Raw genomic sequence first — 20,685 nt, forward strand, 5'->3', positions numbered from 1 at the left:
CCGTTAACCTGAATTGGTTCTAGCTTGATGCACTAGTTATTCGGGGAGGACATCCATGAACAATTCGCGTCTGAAAGCACTGCTGGGAGCAGGATGCTTTTCGCTGGCTTTGGTGGGTGCGGCGATGAGTTCGGCGCATGCCGGCGGCATTGAGCGTGGCGGATATGATATCGATCTTCTGTTCGATCCGGCGCCGTTCGCAACGGAAGCGGAAACGACCTATGTGATGCCGGATCGCAAGCTCAAGAACGCAAAGGATACGGATCCGCTCAACGGTACCGTCGTAGGCTCGACCACTGCCAACGATAGCGAGAATTACTGGGTGCCGCGCATCGGCGTTAAGGCCCAGGTCGTGCCGGGGGTCGACTGCATGTTCGACTACTCGCAGCCTTGGGGGGCGCACACGGCCCCTGGCCAATGGGTTGGCGCGCAGTCCAACATGGAAACTGAAATCAAAAGCAACAATTACGCGGGCACCTGCTCCTATAAAATGGATGCTGGCAAGGGCCAAGTCCGCTTCATTGGCGGTGTGTTTTACCAGGAAGTCTATGGTTTCAAGGAAGACCTTGTGACGCCGTTTCTGCCGAATTTCTCCGGTACCGGTCGCGTCGACCTGACGAGCAGCGGTTGGGGCTGGCGAGCGGGGCTGGCCTACGAAATTCCTGAGATCGCGTTGCGGGCTAGCCTCGTCTATAATTCCCAGGTGAGGCTGGATAACATTGCGGGCACCCTTGATCTGACTCATGTCGGTGGTCCGATTATTCCGATCTACGGTGAAGCTTCGATGCCGGATTCCGTGGAATTTAAGCTACAGTCGGGCATCGCTCCTGACTGGCTTGCCTTCGGCTCGATCAAGTGGGTCAACTGGAGTGTTTTACAGAGCATTCCGATCTGCTCGCAGGCCACGAGAGGGATTGCTGCTTGTACAACGACCTCTCCGCAGCCGGTCAGGTGGACTTCTCTCGATCTGATGTATCGTGACGGCTGGACCGTTTCGGGCGGCATCGGTCACAAATTCAACGATCAATGGAGCGCCGCCGGCCAGCTTACCTGGGATCGCGGTACCTCACATGGCTACGGCTCACAGACTGACACCTGGACATTGGGTGGCGGCGTCGCTTACACGCCCCGCCCCAATATCGAACTTCGTCTGGCTGGCGCGATTGGCGTGCTGACCAGCGGCCACTCCGGTACGCTTACCGATGAAAACGGGTACGTGGCCGGTACCGATGCCAGCTACGACTTCGGTAACGATCTGGTCACGGCGCTTTCTGGCGGCCTCAAGATCAAGTTCTAAGCTTTTGAAATTACAATGGAAGGCCGGGGCATTGCCCGGCCTTTTTTGTTGGCACCGGCATCGCCGATACGCCCATCATTCAAGCTTCGTTGCATATAATCCCCACTGGGGCCGCCTCGTCCAATTGTGACGTTTTGGCAACACTTCCTGAACAACCCCTGCGCTGGAAGTCAGGTCGAGGAAATTGCCCATTTCCCGCCATAAACCCGGCGCACCTCGATCTTGTCTCGGGACACGCGCCAGAAGGCTCGGCGATGGGACAGGCCGCACCGCCCGCGGCAAGGAAGAGAATGGACGCCAAGGTCATCTCAAAGGCTAAGCTCCCTAGCCGCCATGTGACTGTCGGTCCGGCGCGTGCGCCGCACCGGTCCTATCTGTATGCCATGGGCCTCTCGGCGGCAGAGATCGCGCAGCCGCTGGTCGGCGTCGCATCCTGCTGGAACGAAGCGGCACCCTGCAATATTTCGCTGATGCGCCAGGCGCAGGTGGTCAAGAAGGGCGTCGCGGCCGCCAACGGCACGCCGCGCGAATTCTGCACCATCACAGTCACCGACGGCATCGCCATGGGCCACCAGGGCATGAAGTCGTCGCTGGTGTCGCGCGAGGTCATCGCCGATTCGGTCGAGCTCACCATGCGCGGCCATTGCTACGATGCGCTGGTCGGGCTCGCCGGCTGCGACAAGTCGCTGCCCGGCATGATGATGGCCATGGTGCGGCTCAACGTGCCGTCGATCTTCATTTATGGCGGTTCGATCCTGCCCGGCAGCTATCGCGGCCGTCAGATCACCGTGCAGGATGTGTTTGAAGCGGTCGGCCAGCATTCGGTCGGCACGATCGGCGATGCCGAGTTGCTTGAAATAGAACAGGTGGCCTGTCCATCGGCCGGTTCCTGCGGTGCCCAGTTCACCGCCAACACGATGGCCACCGTCGCGGAGGCGATCGGCCTCGCGCTACCCTATTCCTGCGGCGCGCCGGCGCCTTACGAAATGCGCGACCGCTTCAATTTCGCTTCCGGCGAAAAAATCATGGAGCTCATCGCCAAAAACATCCGGCCACGCGACATCGTCACGCTGAAGGCGCTGGAAAACGCGGCGACCGTGGTCTCGGCCACCGGTGGCTCGACCAATGCGGCACTGCACCTGCCGGCGATCGCGCATGAGGCGGGGATCAAGTTCGACCTGTTCGACGTGGCGCGCATCTTCGAGAAGACGCCTTACATCGCCGACCTCAAGCCGGGCGGCAAATATGTCGCCAAGGACATGTTCGAGGCCGGCGGCATTCCGCTGCTGATGAAGACGCTGCTCGACCATGGCTATCTGCATGGCGATTGCCTGACGGTCACTGGCCGCACTTTGGCCGAAAATATGGAGCACGTTGCCTGGAATGAACACCAGGATGTGGTCCGCCCGGCCGACAGACCAATTACCCAAACCGGTGGTGTCGTGGGCTTGAGGGGAAACCTAGCCCCCGAAGGCGCGATCGTGAAGGTCGCGGGCATGGCGGAGTTAAAGTTCTCCGGTCCGGCGCGCTGCTTCGATTCGGAAGAAGAATGTTTCGAAGCGGTGACGCATCGCAACTACCGGGAAGGCGAGGTTCTGGTCATCCGCTATGAGGGACCGCGCGGCGGCCCTGGCATGCGCGAGATGCTGTCGACGACGGCGGCACTCTACGGCCAGGGCATGGGCGGCAAGGTGGCACTGATCACGGACGGTCGCTTCTCGGGCGCCACACGCGGCTTCTGCATCGGCCATGTCGGGCCGGAAGCTGCGGTTGGTGGTCCGATCGGTCTCGTCAGGGATGGCGACGTGATCACGATCGACGCGGTGAAGGGCACGATCGAGGTGGCGCTGTCCGATAGCGAGCTGGCGGCTCGGGCGAAGACATGGAAGGCACGTACGACCGACTATCAGTCGGGCGCGATATGGAAATACGCACAGACGGTAGGGTCCGCCAGGGATGGCGCGGTCACCCATCCGGGCGGTGCGAAAGAAACACACTGCTATGCGGATATCTGAGTTGTTGAAGTCAACACCAGAGTTGCTGAGGTCATCTGTCCTTCCGGCACTGGTCGCGGTTGCGATCTTTGGCGCCGTGGGCCAGGCCATGGCTTTCGACGACAAGGTGTTCGACGACAAGACCGGCGTGAAGCCGCAGTCGAGTCCCTGGGCGGTGTTCCAGTTCGGCTTCTCCGCCTACAAGAACGGCCACAAGGAACAGGCGGCCGAGGCCTATAAATACGCCGCCGAAAACGGCCAGATCGGCGCCACCTGGAAACTTGCGCGCATGTATGCCGAAGGCGACGGCGTGGCCCGCGACGATTATGAGGCGTTCAAGTTCTTCTCGGAGATCGTAGACCAGGACGTCGAGCCCGGCTCTCCGGAAGAAAGTTACGTCTCCGACGCGCTGGTGGCGCTGGGCGACTATCTGCGCAAGGGCATTCCCGGCAGCCCGGTCAGCGAGAACGAGGTGGCGGCGCAGGAATACTACATGCGCGCCGCCGCCAACTACCGCAATCCGAACGCCCAGTTCGAGATGGGGCAGATGTTCCTGAAGGGTGAAGGCGGCGTGAAGGCCAGCGTCAAGCAGGCCGGGCGCTGGTTCCAACTCGCCGCCGAGAAGGGCCATGCCGGCGCGCAGGCGACGCTTGGCCATCTGTTGTTCCAGAGCGGCAAGGTCGTGCGCGGCCTGGCGATGATGACAGCGGCCCTCGAGCGTGCTTCCCCGGCCGATCAGCCCTGGATTCGCGGCATGCAGGAAGAGGCCTTCGCCGCTGCCGGCGAAGCCGACCGTCGCACCGCGATCTCACTGGCCGACGATATCCTGACCAAGGGCAGCAACGTCGATCAGTAAGGTTTTTCGAGGAACCAGAAAATCAGTTTTCGGTTGGTTCGGTCGGCACCATGCTTGGCGCGGGTGTGGAGATCGGCGTGACGTGCAGGTGCGGCGCCATCGTGTTTGCGGGGCAGCTATCGCCGACCTTTGTCCACGATGTGTTGTTGAGCACCATGTCGCAGCGAGCCAAATGACTCTGATCGGCGACCGTCAGGCAGGCGACCTGGCCGACCGGATAGGATTTTCCATTGGCAAGACATTCCTGCGCGGCGAAGGCCGGCACGATCGCGGCCGTGGCGAGTGCCAAGCCGATCGGACAAAGAGCAAATCGAATGGTCATGGGAACCCCGGCCGCCATGATGATCTCCCATCATGCGTCGGAATGTGGCGATATGAGGGTTTCTCTGGTTATCCGGCCGGCTGCAGCGCGAGGTTGATCGCTACCGGGACGTGATCGGACGGTTTTTCCCAGGCGCGCACATGTTTTTCGATCGAAGCCGATGAGAACCGGTTTGCGGCTTCCGGCGACAACAGCAGATGGTCGATGCGGATGCCGTTGTTCTTCTGCCAGGCGCCGGCCTGATAATCCCAGAACGTGTAGGTATCAGGCGCATCGGTGACCGCACGCACCGCTTCGGTGAAGCCGAGGTTCAGCAGCCGGCGGAAAGCCTGCCGCGTCCGCGGCTGGAACAGCGCGTCGCCCAGCCAGTTCTCCGGAAACCGCGCGTCGATGGGCTCGGGGATGACATTGTAGTCGCCGGCCAGCACCAGCGCCTCTTCCAGCCTCAGGCGCTCCTGCGCCCACCGCTCCAGCCGCGCCATCCACGACAGCTTGTAGGGGAACTTCTTCTCGTCATCGATCGGGTTGCCGTTGGGCAGATAGAGCGAGGCGACACGAAGCGCGCCCTTGTCGGTGGAAAAAACACCCTCGATGAAACGGGCCTGCTCGTCGATGTCGTCGCCCGGCAGGCCCCTGATGACCTCATCGAAAGGAAGCTTCGACAGCAGGGCGACACCGTTGAAGCCCTTCTGGCCATGGGTTTCGACATTATAGCCAAGCGCCTCGATCTCGGCGCGCGGGAACTGCTCGTCGACCGTCTTGATCTCCTGCAGGCAGACGATGTCGGGCGCGCTCTCGGTCAGCCAATGGGTCAGGTTGCCGATGCGGGCGCGCACGCCGTTGATGTTCCAGGTGACGATTTTCATGACGGTCTCATTGTTCCTGCGGCGGACGGCGTTCGACCAAACCGATCGTATTGCCTGCCGGGTCCTTTATAAAGGCCATCCATTCGCTTTCCCCCGCCCGGCCGAACTGGCCCTCGGTGTCGCGATGGACGAGCGCCGGCGGCGCGGTGAAGGGGATGCCGGCTGCCTTGGCCTGGGCGTGGAAGGCTTCGAGGCCTGACATGTCGAGATAGAGGGTGCCGGCCGGGATGCCGTCGGTAAACAACAGCCTGACATCGCCGGCCATGATGAAGGCGATGCCGGGCGGATCGTAGCGGGCATGAATGCTCATGCCGAGGACGTCGCGCCAAAAGGCCAGCGTCGCGTCGAGGTCGCGACCGGCGGAGAGCGCAACCTGACGAACCGCGCCAGTTGCGGGCATCTCGGTCCTAGATGGAAAAGCTGGTGCCGCAGCCGCAGGAGGCAACCGCATTCGGGTTCCTGATCTGGAACGACTGTCCCATCAGATCGTCGACGAAATCGATCACCGAGCCACCCATATAGACCAGCGACAGATCGTCGATCAGCACCGTGGCGCCATCCTTCTCGATGGCGACGTCGTCGTCATTGCGTGTGTCGACCAGATCGAACTTGTAGGAAAAGCCGGAGCAGCCGCCACCTTCGACGGACACACGCAGCGCCGTCTTGCCGGCTTCGGCCGAAACAATCCTGGCGATCCGCTTGGCCGCGGCCTCGGTCATATCGACTTTCATGGCAGTCTTGGCATCCGCGCCCATGGGCGTCACCTTGCTTTCGGTTTCACATGATAGGTATGAAGCGCGACGGGGCAAGTCAACTGCGGCAGCATCAGCCATGACAAATGAGCTTGGCGACATCGGTTTTGGCTATCGGCCGCGCGCGGCCTACGCCACGGATCCCGCACGTTCGCGCGGCCGGCTGTTCGACGAGGTGGAGAGTCCGACCCGCACACCGTTCCAGCGTGACCGCGACCGGATCATCCATTCGACGGCGTTTCGGCGGCTCAAGCACAAGACGCAGGTCTTCATCGCGCACGAAGGCGACCACTACCGCACAAGGCTGACCCATTCGATCGAAGTGGCGCAGATCGCCCGTGCCTTGGCGCGGGCGCTGCGTGGCGACGAGGATCTCGCCGAAGCGGTGGCGCTGGTGCATGATTTCGGCCACACGCCTTTTGGCCACACAGGCGAGGACGCGCTGAACGAAAAGATGGCGGCGTGGGGCGGCTTCGACCACAACGCACAATCGCTGCGCATCGTGACCAGGCTGGAGGCGCGCTACGCTGAATTTGACGGGCTCAATCTGAGCTGGGAGACGCTGGAAGGCCTGGTCAAGCACAATGGTCCGCTCACCGACAGCAGCGGCCAAGGCCTGAAAGGGCCGGTGCCGCAGGCGATCCGCGACTACTCGCAACTGCAGGATCTCGAGCTCGACCGGTTCGCCGGCATCGAAGCGCAGTGCGCGGCGATTGCCGACGACATTGCCTACAACACGCATGATATCGACGATGGGCTGCGGTCAGGGCTGCTGACGCTTGACATGCTGAAGGCCGTTTCGCTGCCTGGAACGATCCTGAAGAGTGTGCGCGAGCGCTATCCCAGGCTTGATGACATGCGCACCGGCCACGAATTGATGCGGCGCCAGATCACGGCCATGGTCGAGGATGTGATCAAGTCGACCACCGCCAATCTGGAGCGGATCAGGCCGCTGAGCGCCGACGCGGTGAGGGCGGCGGGCGAGACGATGGTGACATTTTCGATAGACATGGCGGAAGCCGAGAAGGAACTGAAGGCCTTCCTCTACAAGCAACTCTACCGGCACGAGGAGGTCATGCGGGTGCGTGCGGACGCCGAGCAGATCGTCCAGGACCTGTTCGACGTCTATTTTGCCGACCCGCGCGCCATGCCGGACGGCTGGCGCGAAGGGCTGGACCGCGCCGAGGATCGCATCAAAGCGCGCAGCGTCGCCGATTTCCTGGCCGGCATGACCGACACCTACGCGCTCAAGGAACACAGGCGTTTGTTTGACCGCACCCCGGATTTGAGCTAGGGCGGGCTCGATTTGCCGGCCAAAGGGCCGGATTCGTCATAAAGCCACCGAGCATACACCATGAACATCTTCGCCGATTTCACCGCGCGAGTCACAAAGGCTGTCGAAGCGCTAGACCTGAAGGACCAGGACGGCGTTTCGCCTGATCTGTCGCGCATCGCCGTCGAGCCGCCGCGCGACGCCAGCCATGGCGATCTCGCGACCAACGCGGCGATGGTGCTGGCCAAGCCAACCGGACAGAACCCGCGCGCGCTGGCCGAGAGATTGGCGGACGCCCTGCGGACCGACAAGGATGTCGCCGCCGCCGAGGTCGCCGGTCCCGGCTTCGTCAATCTCAGGCTCCGGGACGGTTTCTGGCATGCGCATCTGTCGGCGCTTTTGGGCGAGGGCCCCAACTACGGCCGCTCGATGGTCGGCGCCGGCCGCAAAACCAATGTCGAGTATGTCTCGGCCAATCCGACCGGGCCCATGCATGTCGGCCATTGCCGGGGCGCCGTCGTCGGGGATGCGCTCGCCAACCTGATGGCGTTCGCCGGTTACGACGTGACCAAGGAATATGTCATCAACGACGCCGGCTCGCAGATCGACGTGCTCGGGCGCTCGGCGATGTTGCGCTATCGCGAGGCGCTTGGCGACGATATCGGCGAGATTCCGGCAGGACTTTATCCCGGCGACTATCTGGTCTCCGTCGGCGAGGCTCTGGTCAGGGAGTTTGGCCGTTCCTTGCTGCAGATGCCTGATGACGAGGCATTGGCCATCGTCAAGGATCGCACCATAGATGCGATGATGGTGATGATCCGCGAGGACCTTGCACTGCTCAACGTGCATCACGACGTGTTCTTCTCCGAACGCACGCTGCATGCCGACAATGCCAGGAAGATCCGCTCGGCGATCAACGACCTGACGCTGAAGGGCCATATCTACAAGGGCAAGCTGCCGCCGCCCAAGGGCGAGAAGCCGGACGACTGGGAAGACCGCGAACAGACGCTGTTCCGGTCGACCGCCGTCGGCGACGACATGGATCGGGCGCTGGTCAAGTCCGACGGCTCGTTCACCTATTTCGCGGCCGACGTGGCTTATCTCAAGGACAAGGTCGACCGCGGCTTCGTCGACCTGATCTATGTTCTCGGGGCCGACCATGGCGGCTACGTCAAGCGCCTGGAAGCCCTGGCGCGGGCCATTGCCGGCGACGACATCAAGCTCACCGTTCTGCTGTGCAATCTCGTCAAGCTGTTTCGCGATGGCGAGCCGGTGCGGATGTCGAAGCGGTCCGGTGACTTCGTAACGCTGCGCGAGGTGGTGGAAGAAGTCGGACGCGATCCGATCCGCTTCATGATGCTTTATCGCAAGAACGATGCGCCGCTCGATTTCGATTTCGCCAAGGTGACCGAACAGTCCAAGGACAATCCGGTGTTTTACGTGCAGTACGCCTCGGCGCGCTGCCATTCGGTGTTCCGGCAGGCGAGCGAACAATTGGGCGAGGCGAATTTCGACCGCAACAGCCTGGCGGCAGCGTCAACGTCGTTGACCGACGAAGGTGAAATCGGCTTGATCAGGAAGCTTGCGGAATATCCGCGCCTGATCGAGTCCGCCGCTCTTGCGCTCGAGCCGCATCGGCTGGCATTTTATCTTTATGATCTGGCTTCCAGTTTCCATGGACACTGGAACCGGGGTACGGATAATCCGGACTTACGTTTTGTTAAGGTTAACGACCGACAATTGACGCATGCCAGACTAGGGCTGGTGCAGGCTGTTTCGGATGTTCTGACGTCCGGCCTGACGTTGATCGGGGCCGCCGCGCCCACCGAAATGCGTTAGGTTTGACTAAAAAACCTGTCACCTTTTGCCCACATTGCGCTGGTAAGGGCCAACCCTGCGCGACGTCCATGGCGTCCGAATGAGTGCGAGTTCGGGAACAATAATGGCAGACAGAACCCAGCTGAGAGTAGCCGACAACAACGACATCGCCGCCGATGATCCGTTCGCGGAACTGACCAGGATCATGGGATTCGACCCCCGCCAGCCGGTCAAGCCGCAGGCGCCGGCCGAGCCGAAAGCCATGGTCGCCGATCAGGCTGCGGGAGAGGGCGATTTCGACATCGATCTCGAGAAGGAACTTATGGGCGAATTCGACGCTGCCGACAGCGTCGTCGCTCCGCTTGTCGAGGCTCATGAGCCGGCATTCGAGCCGGTCGCAATCGATGTGTCGGATGACGATCTCGCGCTGTCGCTTGATGACGATTTTCACCTGGACATGGCTGAGGTCGATGACCGGACGGTGGCCGCCAGCCATGCCGGCGCCGCGGAAGCTGTGCCGTCCGTCGAGCCTGCCGTCGACATCGATTTCGACACTACCGTGGCCAGCTCGCTCGCAGACGTTTCGGCCTTCTACGACGATCTGCCGATGGAAGACGAGCTTGCCGCTTCCCTCGACCGGGATTTCCATATCGAGGACGAGGCCGCCGAGCCCCGGTATGCCGTTGAATCGCCGGTTGCAGAAGTGGCGGCAGCGGCCGAGCCGGCTTCCGATCAAGAATTCGACGATGCCGTTGCGATCTCGCTCGAGGACGAGCTGATGCTCGACGACCATTCGGCGGATCAGCGCCAAGTGGCTGCTGCCGAATATCCAGAGCCGGCGCCGGCCACCGCGGATGAGACCCAGTCGATCTCCGGCGAGGATTTCGTTGGTCAGTTCGACGATGCCATGGCCGATGTCGACGTGGATTTTGACGTTCAGGCCGACGAGCCAGAAGCTTTTGAGGAGCCGCGAGCACATGAGTTGCTTGCCGATGTCATCGGCACGAAGGACGAGGTTCCAGGCGCTGAAGCCATTTCGGATGACGCTTTCGACCTGGATTTGGACGAGGCGTTTGCCGAGCCCGCCGAAGAGCCAGCCGCCGAAATTGCCGCGGCTCCCGCGCAGCCGATGGCGGCAGCCATCGCGCCCCCAGTGCAGGCGCCCATCACGGACGAACGAAGCCTCGAAGACGAGTTGAACGCGCTTCTTGGCGCCATGACCGCGCGCACGCTGCCGTCGGCCAGGGAGCCGGCCATGGCTCAGCCGGTCGTGCCCCAGCCGGCCGCCGCGCCTGTTCAGCCGCCACTCGTCTCGACTGCAAAGGCCGCGGAGCAACCTGTCGATCTTGTTGGTGATCTCGACTGGGATCTCGATGAAGCAGCGTCCCAGGATGTGCATCAGTCCGGTTCCGACCAGGCCGCCGACGTTGACCTCGACGACCTGCTGCTCGACGAGCTTCAGGACCATGATTTCGGCTCGGAGACCGCTGAACAGGGCGAGGTCAATTTCGACAATGGCGCCATCGACGCCATCCGGGCCGAGGGCGTTGACCCGCATGAGGAAACAGCTTCCCTGCAGGATCAAGCCGATTCGCTCGATTGGCTGGCGGAACGCTCCGCGCCGTCGGAGCCGGCCCGTTCGTGGAGCCGCGTGACACCGGTTCCCCAACAGCCGGCATTTGCCGCGCAGCCTGCCGCCTCGATGGCGGCCTGGACGGCAGCACCGGAAATGGCCGCGGTGCCGTCCTACCATCCGGCCGAGCCGGTTGCAGCCGCTCCCTACGTGGCTCCGTCGGCACCGCAGGCGCAGCAGTCCTCGCGTTATGAAGAGATGCCCGATGTCGAGACGGTCGATGTGCCGGAGCGCGTCGTGGCGCTGGCCGACGATCTCGACATTCCAGAGTTGCATTTCGAGGACGATGAGCCGGTAGCATCCGGTTATGACGATCTCGACGCCGAATTCGCCAGCCTTCTGACTGAAATGAATTCGGTGGAGGTCGCGCCTGCTTCTGCCACTAGCGCCACCTATGCGGACGAATCCTACAATGCCGGGTTCAATCCGGGATACGGCGCGGCCAATCCGGGATATGGCGACGCCAATCCGGGATATGGCAACGCCAATCCGGGATATGACGCGGTCAATCCGGGATATGAAGAATCCAGGCCGGCCTATCAGCCGGAAGCACGGACCTATGCGGCACGGCCGGCGGAAATGCCTGCCCGCGCGGCGGCGGCCTCGACCTATGCCGATGCTGCTGAAGGCTTCGATGATCTGCCCGGCAGCCAGCCGATCTCGCAGGCGGACGATTTCACCGTCGATGAACTCGACTACGATCCCGAACTGGACGAAGCGATGTCGGTTCCGGGTCTCGGCGAGCGGGAAGCCGCCCGGTCGTCCGGCCGGCGCGGCCTCTTCATCGCGGCGATTGTCGGTGCCGTGGCGGTCGCGGGCGGCCTTGGCGCCTTTGCGCTGTCTTTCGGCGGCAAGGGCGGCAGTGAGGCTCCGGTGATCGTCAAGGCCGATAATTCACCGATCAAGATCAAGCCGGAAAATCCGGGTGGCACCGTGGTGCCGAACCAGGACAACAAGGTCTATGACGCGGTGGTCAAGGGCGCGAAGCCGGCCGAGCCGGTCCAGCAGAAGCTCGTCACCAACGCCGAGGAGCCGGTGGACGTGCAGGCGAAGGACCCGGCCCGCGCCGTCGATCTTTCTCCCGACCAGAACGCCGCCGCCGGCACGGATGGCGCAGGCGACGTCTCGACCGCTGGTGCGGCCCCCGCCAACATAGCGGCGCCCACGCCGAAGTCGGAGGATCGCATCGCGCAGGTCCTGCAGGAAGCCGATAAGGGCACCAGCAACGATGTCGTTGCCGTTGCGCCGCGCAAGGTCAGGACCATGGTGGTCAAGTCCGACGGCTCGCTGGTGGCGCGTGAGGATCCGGCACCGGCGACACCCCAGGTCGCCGCGGCGGAGCCGACCGATCCGGCACCACAGCATGTGGCGCCTGCCGCGCTGGCCAATGCCGACCAGACTGGGGCCGACCAGACTGGGGCCGACCAGACTGGCGCCGCCCAGACTGGCGCCGCCCAGACCGGTACCGCCCAGACTGGCACCGACCAGACTGGAACCGTGGCGCCCGCCGCCGCGCAGGCCGACGATGAGCCGGCTCTGAAGCCCGCGGCCAAGCCTGCCAAGGCGCAGTCGGCCAACACGCCGGCCAAGGTTGCGATCGCGCCGCAGCGTCCGTCCGACCAGCCGGTCGACGTGGTCGGCGAGGTCAAGCCAGATCAGGTCGCTTCCATCGATCCCGCCTCGACCGCGACCGGCAGCGGTTCGTGGTCGATGCAGATCGCTTCTCAGCCGACGGTAGAGAGTGCCCAGTCGACCTACCAGGACCTGCAGCGCCGCTACGGCAGCGTGCTCTCCGGCCGCACGGCCAACATCGTCAAGGCCGAGATCGCCGGCAAGGGCACGTTCTACCGCGTGCGCGTTCCGGCTCAGTCGCGCAACGATGCGATCAATTTGTGCACCAGCTACAAGACCGCGGGCGGCAACTGCTTCGTATCGCGCTAGAGCCGGATGATTTCAGGTCGAGTCGACCTGAAATCTGAATCCGTCTCTAAATCAAAGAGATAGAGCATATCGTCCGAAAGCCGTTTCACACTTTTCGGCATCATGCTCTAGACGTCGATCCAATCTCTCAAAGCCGGCGCGCCCAAGGCCGCGCCGACTTTTTCATGGGGGAAGCCTGTTTTGCAGCCGGCCATGCGGTCAGGGATGATTCCCTTTGACCTCGCGAAGCCCTAGACTCCTGAAATGACCGAATCAAAATCCATGATCCTCGGCTGTGCCGGGAAAACGCTCACCCGCGAAGAGATCCGTTTCTATCGCAATGAGTGCCCGTGGGCCTTCATCCTGTTTGCCCGCAACATCGGCGAGGCCGAGCAGATCCGCGATCTCGTCGCCGAGATGCGCGACTGCATCGGGCGCCCGGACGCGCTGGTGTTCATCGACCAGGAAGGCGGCAGGGTGCAGCGCCTGCGACCGCCGCTGGCGCCGAACTATCCGGCCGGTGGCGCGCTGGGGGCGCTTTGGCGCGACGATCACGACGCAGGCGCGCGCGCCGCCTGGCTGATGGCGCGGCTGCATGCCTTCGACCTCCTGCGCTACGGCATATCGGCGGATTGCCTGCCGGTGCTCGACGTCCCGATCGAAGGGGCCAGCGATGTCATCGGCGCGCGCGCCTATGGCAAGGATCCGCGTCCGGTCATCGAACTCGGCCGCGCCGCGGCCGAAGGCCTGATGTCGGGCGGCGTGCTGCCCGTGATGAAGCATGTTCCGGGGCACGGCCGGGCGTTTGCCGACACGCATTTCGAGCTGCCTGTCGTCGACGCCTCGCTCAGCGATCTGCAACGGCACGACTTTGCCCCGTTCCGCGAACTCAACCATCTGCCGATGGCCATGACCGCGCATGTCGTCTACAGCGCCATCGATCCCAAGAACCCGGCGACCACTTCCGGCAAGGTCATCGACGAGATCATACGCCGCGAGATCGGCTTCGACGGGCTATTGATGAGCGACGACACCTCGATGAAGGCACTTTCTGGGGATTTCCCCACAAAGGCCGCCTCGATCCTTGCGGCCGGCTGTGATCTGGTCCTTCACTGCAACGGCGTTTTCGAGGAGATGGCGGGGATCGCATCGCGCACCAAAGGGCTTGAAGGCAAGTCGCTGGAGCGCGCCAAGCGGGCAATGACCTATATAAAGAAAAGCGACACGGTAGAAGAAACCGAGATACGCGCTGAATTCGCCACCTATTTCGACGCGGTGGCATAGCCAAGGGAAGTGACAGGGCAGTGGCGGAAGCATTGGAAAGCAAGGCTCCGAAGGCCGCACCGATGGACCGCCTGTGGGCCGAGAATGACGATTCACGCGTCACCGGCGATCCGTCGCTGGTCGTTGACGTGGCCGGCTTCGAAGGCCCGCTCGACCTTCTCCTGCATCTTGCCCGTAACCAGAAGGTCGATCTGGCGCGCATTTCGATCTTGGCACTGGTCGAGCAATATCTGACCTTTGTCGAGACGGCGAGGGCGCTGCGGCTCGAACTTGCCGCCGACTATCTGGTGATGGCGGCTTGGCTGGCCTTCCTCAAGTCGAAGCTGCTGATTCCCAAGCAGCCGGGCGAGGAGGGCGAAAGCGGTGAGGAACTGGCGGCGGTGCTGCAGTTCCGGCTGAAGCGGCTCGAAGCCATGCGCGACGCGTCTGCGCGTCTGGTCAACCGCAACCGGCTCGGTCGCGACGTGTTCGCGCGCGGCATGCCGGAAATGGTGATCATCGAGAAGCGCAACGCCTATTCGGCGTCGCTCTACGACTTGCTGACGGCCTATGCCCAGCAGCGGCAGAAGCAGGCGATCAACAACGTGACGATCGCCAGGCGCGGTGTCTGGTCGCTCAAGGACGCGCGCGACATCCTGACCCGCCTTGTCGGGGCTGTAAGCGACTGGACGACACTGGAAAGTTTCCTGATCGTGTACATGACAAGCCCCGAGGAAAGGCGCACGGCGATCGCCAGTTCCTTCGCGGCAACATTGGAACTGGTGCGCGACGGCACGATGGACGTGCGGCAGGATCAGACATTTGCCCCGATCTATTTGCGCGGCCGCACGCAAGCAATCAAGGCAGTCGAGGTGGCATCATGAGCGAACGCGCCAACGCTTCGGTTATCCCGTTCAAGGTCGAGGACGAGCCTGGGCAGGAGTTGTTCTCCGAGGATGTGGCCGAGCAGGTGCAGAACCCGGCCGAGCGTCTGCATATGGCGGAAGCCGTGCGCATGGCGGAGGCGATCGTGTTCGCCAGCGCCGGACCCGTCAGCGAAAAGCAGCTTGCCGCACGCCTTCCCGATGGCATCAATGTCGCGCTAGCCATGAGGGAGCTGCAGCAGATCTACGCCCGGCGCGGCGTCAATCTGGTGCGGGTTGGCGATGCCTGGGCCTTCCGAACCGCTGGCGACCTGGCTTTCCTGATGAGCCGCGATACGGTGCAGCAGCGCAAGCTGTCACGGGCGGCGCTCGAGGTGCTGGCGATCATAGCCTACCACCAGCCGGTGACGCGCGCCGAGATCGAGGACATCAGAGGTGTCGAAACCTCGAAGGGCACGCTCGACACGCTGCTCGAAACGGAATGGGTGCGCATGCGCGGCCGCCGCAAAACGCCCGGTCGCCCCGTTACCTATGGCACCACCGAAACCTTCCTCGACCATTTCGCACTCGAGGAAATCCGTGATCTTCCAGGCATGGAGGAACTGAAGGGCGCCGGCCTGCTTTCGGGCCGCATGCCTTCGAATTTCTCCATCCCGCAACCGCCGGCCGATCCCGACGCGCTGACCGAGGACGAGGATCCGCTGACCGACATCGACCTCGAGGAGCTCGGTCTGCTGACGCCGCGCGTCACGGAAGATTGACCACGAGCGCCTTTCAAAAGCTGCTTACCGGCTTTACATGCGCCGTTTGGTAGCGGGCCGCATCGCCGAAAATGCGTGACATCCGTCGGCCTTTCATAAACTCTGTCGCGGTTGTGTTTGAATCCCAAAGCGAAAACGCATAGATCATCGCCAGGGAAAACATTCGAGAGAGATTTGGTTATGGGTTCATTTTCGATTTGGCACTGGATGATCGTGCTGGTGATCGTGCTGCTGGTGTTCGGCCGCGGCAAGATTCCCGAGCTGATGGGTGACATGGCCAAGGGCATCAAGAGCTTCAAGAAAGGCATGGCCGACGACGACGTTGCCGACGACAAGCGCACCGTCGAACACCGTGCCGATGAGACCGTTTCGGCCGCGAAGGAAAAGGCCAGCAAGAGCTGAGCCAAAAGTTCTAGTCGGAACAGATTGCCATGTTTGAAGTCGGCTGGACCGAAATGCTGGTGATCGCGATCGTCATGATCGTGGTCGTCGGGCCGAAGGATTTGCCCAACATGCTGCGCACATTCGGCCGCACGACGGCGAAGCTGCGCGCCATGGCCGCCGATTTCCAGAAGCAATTCAACGAGGCCTTGAAGGAAGCCGAGCTCGACGACGTCAAGAAGTCGGTCGACGAACTCCGGGGTCTCAGCCCAGTCGCCGAGGTCAAGAAGCAGCTCAATCCGTTCGAGCAGGCGGCAGCCGATGTGCGCGCCGGCGTCGACGCGGCGATGAAGCCGAAGCCGGCCGCCGCCGATCCATCGGCCCCTGCCGCGGCGACGCCACAGGCGGCCGAGCCGTTGAAGAACGGTGCAACGACCATGCCTGGCGTCAATGGCCCGGAAGTCACGACCCCAGCATCGATGTTCCCGGCGATGACCGATGAATCGGTGGTGGCGGCTTCCACGGAACCGAAGGCATCCAAGAAAACCGCCAAGGCGGTGCCGGCTTCAAAAGCGCCATCCATTAAGGTGGTGGCGGCAAAAGCCTCACCCGCGGGGGCGGCAAAAACCGCACCCACGCCCAAGGCGTCGACAAAGGCCACGACAGCGGCAGTTCCTGAAACCGCGGCTGTGACGAAGCCTGCCGTCGCCAAGGCGCCTGCAGCCAAGGCGCCTGCTGCCAAGGCGCCTGCGAAAACCGAACCGAAACCTGCTGGGGCCAAGAAGCCGGTAGCCAAAAAGACGGCTGGAGCCGCCAAGTGAGCGTTTCGGACAAGGAAAAGGACGAGATCGAAAAATCGTCGGCGCCTCTGATGGAGCATCTGATCGAGCTGCGCAGGCGGTTGATCTGGTCTCTCGGTGGCTTCTTCGTTGCCTTCCTGGTTTGCTTCTTCTTTGCCAAGAGGCTGTTCAACCTTCTGGTTGTCCCCTTCAAGTGGGCGACGAAATGGGCAGGGCTGGACCCGCACAAGGTCGAGCTGATCTATACCGCGCCCCAGGAATTCTTCTTCACGCAGGTCAAGCTCGCCATGTTCGGCGGCATGGTCATCGCCTTTCCGCTGATCGCCACGCAGATCTACAAATTCATTGCGCCTGGGCTCTACAAGAACGAGCGCAATGCCTTCCTGCCGTTCCTGATCGCATCGCCCATCCTGTTCCTGATGGGCGCCTCGCTGGTCTATTTCTTCTTCACGCCGATGGTGATGTGGTTCTTCCTCGCCATGCAGCAGGTCGGCACCGATGACCAGGTACAGATTTCGCTGCTGCCGAAAGTGTCGGAATATCTCAGCCTGATCATGACGTTGATCTTCTCCTTCGGCCTGGTGTTCCAGCTGCCGGTGGTAACCAGCCTGATGACGCGCGTCGGCATGCTGTCGTCCAAGGCGCTGGCCGAAAAACGCAAATGGGCGATCGTCATCGCCTTCATCGTTGCCGCGGTGCTGACACCTCCGGATCCGATGAGCCAGATCGGCTTGGCCATTCCGACCATCCTTCTCTACGAGGTTTCCATCTGGGCCGCGCGGTGGATCGAGCGCGACCAGGAGAAACAGCGGCTTGCGCGCGAGAAGCAGGAAGCCGGCGAGACCGTGGCCGGCAAGGCGCCGGACGAGCCGCCAGCGCCGGCGGCCTCGTAGGGCATCGGCGGCGGCGGAAAACGACAACCGCCGCCCGGCCCATCTTGCATCGATCAAGGATGCGGTTTACGCCCCTCAAACCTAGCTTGAGGACGGACACCATGCTTGACATCAAATGGATTCGCGACAACCCGAAGGCCCTTGTCGAGGCGCTCATCAAGCGCTCGTGGTCGGCGGATGAGGCGCAGTCCACGGTCGACGGGCTGATCGCCAAGGACGAGGCGCGGCGCGAACATGTCACCGAGCTGCAGACCAAGCAGGAGCGCCGCAACGCCGCCTCGAAGGAGATCGGCAACGCCATGCGTTCGGGCGATGCCGCCCTTGCCGAGAAACTCAAGGCCGAAGTCGGCGAGATCAAGACCTTCATCCAGAACGGCGAGGCGCGCGAGCGCGAGCTTGACAAGGCGCTGAACGATGCGCTGGCGGTGCTGCCGAATGTGCCGTTCGGCGACGTGCCGGTCGGCAAGGACGAGCACGACAATGTCGTCAAGCATGTCGTCGGCAAGGTGCCGACACGGCCGAACTGGGTGAAGGAGCATTTCGAGATCGGCGAAGCGCTCGGCATGATGGATTTCGAGCGCGCGGCGAAACTGTCGGGATCGCGCTTCACCGTGCTCAGGAGTGGTCTGGCGCGGATGGAACGCGCCATCGGCCAGTTCATGCTCGACCTGCACACGACGGAGCATGGCTATGAGGAAGTGATCCCGCCGCTGATGGTGAAGGACGACGTTCTGTTCGGCACCAACCAGTTGCCGAAGTTCGAGGAGGATCTGTTCTTCACGCCACATGGAGAGGGCAGGCTTGGCCTGATCCCGACCGCCGAAGTGCCGCTCACCAACCTCGTGCGCGAAGAAATCACGGCGCATGAAAAGCTGCCGCTGCGCTTCACGGCGCTGACGCCCTGCTTTCGTTCCGAGGCAGGCTCGGCGGGACGCGATACGCGCGGCATGCTGCGCCAGCATCAATTCTACAAGGTCGAGCTGGTCTCGATCACCGACCAGGAATCCTCACTCGCCGAGCATGAGCGGATGACACAATGCGCCGAGGAAGTCTTGAAGCGGCTTGAGCTGCCGTTCCGAACCATGGTGCTCTGCACCGGCGACATGGGTTTTGGCGCACGCAAGACCTATGACATCGAGGTCTGGCTGCCCGGCCAGAACGCCTATCGCGAAATCTCGTCCTGCTCTGTCTGCGGCGATTTCCAGGCGCGCCGCATGGATGCCCGTTACAAGGACAAGGATGGCAAGGGCAACCGCTTCGTCCATACGCTGAACGGTTCGGGCACCGCTGTCGGCCGCGCGCTCATAGCTGTCATCGAAAACTATCAGAATGAGGATGGCAGCGTAACCATTCCTGAAGTGCTGCGGCCTTACATGGGCGGGCTGGAAAAGATCGAATCGAAATAATGCGCATTCTTCTGACCAATGACGACGGCATTCATGCCGAGGGCCTGGCGTCGCTCGAGCGCGTCGCCCGCACCCTGTCCGACGATGTCTGGGTGGTGGCGCCGGAACAGGACCAGTCGGGCTATGCGCATTCGCTGTCGATTTCGGAGCCGCTGCGGTTGCGGAAAATCGGCGAAAGGCATTTTGCCGTGCGCGGCACGCCGACCGATTGCGTCATCATGGGCGTCAAGAAGATCCTGCCCGGTGCGCCCGACCTGATCCTGTCCGGCATCAATTCGGGCGCCAACATCGCCGACGACGTCACCTATTCCGGTACCGTCGCCGGCGCCATGGAAGGCGCGCTGCTCGGCATCCGGTCGATAGCGCTCAGCCAGGGCTACAGCACTGTCGGCGAGGATCGCGTCGTGCCTTATGAGACCACCGAAGCGCTTGCTCCGGCACTGCTGAAGAAGCTCGTGGCGACGCCGCTGCCGGACGGCGTCCTGCTCAACGTCAATTTTCCCAACTGCCTTCCCGAGGAAGTGGCCGGCACGGTGGTCACCACGCAGGGCAAGCTGGTGCACAGCCTGTGGGTCGACGAGCGCCGCGACGGGCGCGGCCTGCCTTATTACTGGCTGCGCTTCGGCCGCGAGCCGGTCGAGGGCAAGCAAGGCACCGATCTCTTTGCCCTGCGCAACAGGCTGGTGTCGGTGACGCCGCTGCAGCTTGACCTTACCGCGCATGAGATCCGTGACCAGCTGAGCAAGGCGCTTGCATGAATCAGGGCTTTCCAATCGATGATCGCGAAGGATTTGCCGCTTTCCTGCTGCGCCTGCGCGGCAGGGGAACGGTGCCGAAGGCGCTGATCGCGGCTTTCGAGGCAACGCCGCGACGCGGCTTCCTGGCAGCGCAATACCACCAGATCGCCTGGTCGGACCGCATGCTGCCGATCGAATGCGGCGAAGCGATCGAAGGGGCGGATCTGCAGGCGGCGGTGATCGCCGCATTGGCCATTGAAACGGGAAACCGCGTGCTCGAGATCGGCACCGGTTCCGGCTACACATCGGCTGTCATGTCGCGGCTGGCGGCGCGGATCGTGACCGTGGATCGGTACAAGACGCTGGTCGAGCAAGCCAGGCAGCGTTTCGAGGCACTCGGCATAGGCAATGCCATCGTGCGGCAGGCCGATGGTTCCAACGGATTGCCCAATGAAGGGCCGTTTGACCGCATCGTCGCCTGGGCTGCATTCGACAGTTTGCCGCGCTTCCTGCTCGACCAATTGTCGAGCGGCGGCATCGTCATCGCGCCGATCGGGCCGGAGGAGGGCGAGCAGGTGCTGGCCAAGCTCACCAAGGTCGGCAGCCGTTTCGAGCGCGAGGATATCGGCCTCGTGCGGCTGCAGCCGATCCTGCGAAGCATTGCAGCGGTTATCTAGTTTCCGGCCGGCCGCCGGATCTCTTTCGGGCTCGCCATCGTGCCGCTGATCATCCCCAAATGTTTTAAGAAAATTTTCGTCGGATTCTAATGGGTTAACCGGCCAGTAACATTAACGCGCTTTAATCCTGTCCAGTTGGTGCAGCGTTTGTG

General features: G+C 62.6%; 19 protein-coding genes. 15 read left to right on the forward strand and 4 right to left on the reverse strand.

What is annotated here, in order from left to right; translation table 11 throughout:
- Positions 1-55: 55 nt before the first annotated feature.
- From LB555_RS06655 to LB555_RS06665, 3 genes are all read left to right on the forward strand, one after another.
- The gene (locus tag LB555_RS06655) at positions 56-1,297 is read left to right on the forward strand and encodes an OmpP1/FadL family transporter (protein ID WP_224595191.1); all 1,242 of its coding nucleotides are present in this window, start codon (positions 56-58) and stop codon (positions 1,295-1,297) included.
- 290 nt (positions 1,298-1,587) lie between these two features.
- The gene (gene ilvD / locus LB555_RS06660) at positions 1,588-3,312 is read left to right on the forward strand and encodes a dihydroxy-acid dehydratase (protein WP_224682515.1); all 1,725 of its coding nucleotides are present in this window, start codon (positions 1,588-1,590) and stop codon (positions 3,310-3,312) included.
- The gene (locus LB555_RS06665; RefSeq protein ID WP_140616060.1) at positions 3,299-4,147 is read left to right on the forward strand and encodes a tetratricopeptide repeat protein; all 849 of its coding nucleotides are present in this window, start codon (positions 3,299-3,301) and stop codon (positions 4,145-4,147) included. Before ilvD ends, LB555_RS06665 begins: the two co-directional genes overlap by 14 nt.
- A 22-nt stretch (positions 4,148-4,169) precedes the next feature.
- Here the strand turns inward: LB555_RS06665 and LB555_RS06670 are convergent, their stop codons facing one another.
- Genes LB555_RS06670 through erpA form a run of 4 tightly spaced genes read right to left on the reverse strand, consistent with a single transcriptional unit; the run spans position 4,170 to position 6,090 of the window.
- Entirely contained in the window at positions 4,170-4,487 is a 318-nt protein-coding gene (locus LB555_RS06670; protein WP_015317523.1) for a hypothetical protein, read from the reverse strand.
- 50 nt (positions 4,488-4,537) lie between these two features.
- A complete protein-coding gene (gene xth / locus LB555_RS06675) occupies positions 4,538-5,335 on the reverse strand; it encodes an exodeoxyribonuclease III (RefSeq protein WP_015317524.1) in 798 nt (265 codons plus the stop codon).
- Between the two features lie 7 nt (positions 5,336-5,342).
- Positions 5,343-5,735, reverse strand: coding sequence for a VOC family protein (locus LB555_RS06680; protein ID WP_224682516.1), 393 nt, complete (start codon positions 5,733-5,735; stop codon positions 5,343-5,345).
- A gap of 7 nt (positions 5,736-5,742) precedes the next feature.
- Positions 5,743-6,090, reverse strand: a complete 348-nt coding sequence (gene erpA, locus LB555_RS06685) for an iron-sulfur cluster insertion protein ErpA (RefSeq protein ID WP_140616066.1) — start codon at positions 6,088-6,090, stop codon at positions 5,743-5,745.
- A gap of 76 nt (positions 6,091-6,166) precedes the next feature.
- On the opposite strand from erpA, the gene LB555_RS06690 reads away from it, so the two are divergent.
- From LB555_RS06690 to LB555_RS06745, 12 genes are all read left to right on the forward strand, one after another.
- Complete coding sequence (locus LB555_RS06690) at positions 6,167-7,381, forward strand: deoxyguanosinetriphosphate triphosphohydrolase (protein ID WP_224682517.1); 1,215 nt, start codon at positions 6,167-6,169, stop codon at positions 7,379-7,381.
- A 60-nt stretch (positions 7,382-7,441) separates the two neighbouring features.
- The gene (gene argS, locus LB555_RS06695) at positions 7,442-9,199 is read left to right on the forward strand and encodes an arginine--tRNA ligase (RefSeq protein ID WP_224682518.1); all 1,758 of its coding nucleotides are present in this window, start codon (positions 7,442-7,444) and stop codon (positions 9,197-9,199) included.
- Positions 9,200-9,302: 103 nt separating this feature from the next.
- The gene (locus LB555_RS06700; RefSeq protein ID WP_224682519.1) at positions 9,303-12,752 is read left to right on the forward strand and encodes an SPOR domain-containing protein; all 3,450 of its coding nucleotides are present in this window, start codon (positions 9,303-9,305) and stop codon (positions 12,750-12,752) included.
- Between the two features lie 243 nt (positions 12,753-12,995).
- Positions 12,996-14,015 carry a beta-N-acetylhexosaminidase gene (gene nagZ, locus LB555_RS06705; protein ID WP_023783178.1) on the forward strand — a complete coding sequence of 340 codons (1,020 nt, stop codon included), beginning with the start codon at positions 12,996-12,998 and terminating at the stop codon, positions 14,013-14,015.
- Positions 14,016-14,077: 62 nt separating this feature from the next.
- Entirely contained in the window at positions 14,078-14,878 is an 801-nt protein-coding gene (locus LB555_RS06710) for a segregation and condensation protein A (protein ID WP_140724173.1), read from the forward strand.
- A complete protein-coding gene (gene scpB / locus LB555_RS06715; RefSeq protein WP_224682520.1) occupies positions 14,875-15,639 on the forward strand; it encodes an SMC-Scp complex subunit ScpB in 765 nt (254 codons plus the stop codon). Before LB555_RS06710 ends, scpB begins: the two co-directional genes overlap by 4 nt.
- Before the next feature lie 180 nt (positions 15,640-15,819).
- The gene (locus LB555_RS06720) at positions 15,820-16,041 is read left to right on the forward strand and encodes a twin-arginine translocase TatA/TatE family subunit (protein ID WP_015317533.1); all 222 of its coding nucleotides are present in this window, start codon (positions 15,820-15,822) and stop codon (positions 16,039-16,041) included.
- A 29-nt stretch (positions 16,042-16,070) separates the two neighbouring features.
- Positions 16,071-16,841: a Sec-independent protein translocase protein TatB gene (tatB, locus tag LB555_RS06725; protein ID WP_224682521.1), complete on the forward strand. Its 771-nt coding sequence runs from the start codon at positions 16,071-16,073 to the stop codon at positions 16,839-16,841.
- Positions 16,838-17,713 carry a twin-arginine translocase subunit TatC gene (gene tatC / locus LB555_RS06730; RefSeq protein WP_015317535.1) on the forward strand — a complete coding sequence of 292 codons (876 nt, stop codon included), beginning with the start codon at positions 16,838-16,840 and terminating at the stop codon, positions 17,711-17,713. The genes tatB and tatC overlap by 4 nt, the downstream gene beginning before the upstream one ends.
- Before the next feature lie 101 nt (positions 17,714-17,814).
- Positions 17,815-19,119, forward strand: a complete 1,305-nt coding sequence (gene serS / locus LB555_RS06735) for a serine--tRNA ligase (protein WP_224682522.1) — start codon at positions 17,815-17,817, stop codon at positions 19,117-19,119.
- Positions 19,119-19,877 (forward strand): 5'/3'-nucleotidase SurE, encoded by a 759-nt coding sequence (gene surE / locus LB555_RS06740; RefSeq protein ID WP_015317537.1) that lies wholly within the window; start codon positions 19,119-19,121, stop codon positions 19,875-19,877. The genes serS and surE overlap by 1 nt, the downstream gene beginning before the upstream one ends.
- Positions 19,874-20,533: a protein-L-isoaspartate(D-aspartate) O-methyltransferase gene (locus LB555_RS06745; protein ID WP_015317538.1), complete on the forward strand. Its 660-nt coding sequence runs from the start codon at positions 19,874-19,876 to the stop codon at positions 20,531-20,533. Before surE ends, LB555_RS06745 begins: the two co-directional genes overlap by 4 nt.
- Positions 20,534-20,685 lie beyond the last annotated feature (152 nt).

It is taken from the genome of Mesorhizobium sp. BR-1-1-10 (assembly GCF_020165595.1).
In the GTDB taxonomy this organism is placed as follows: Bacteria; Pseudomonadota; Alphaproteobacteria; order Rhizobiales; family Rhizobiaceae; genus Mesorhizobium; species Mesorhizobium australicum.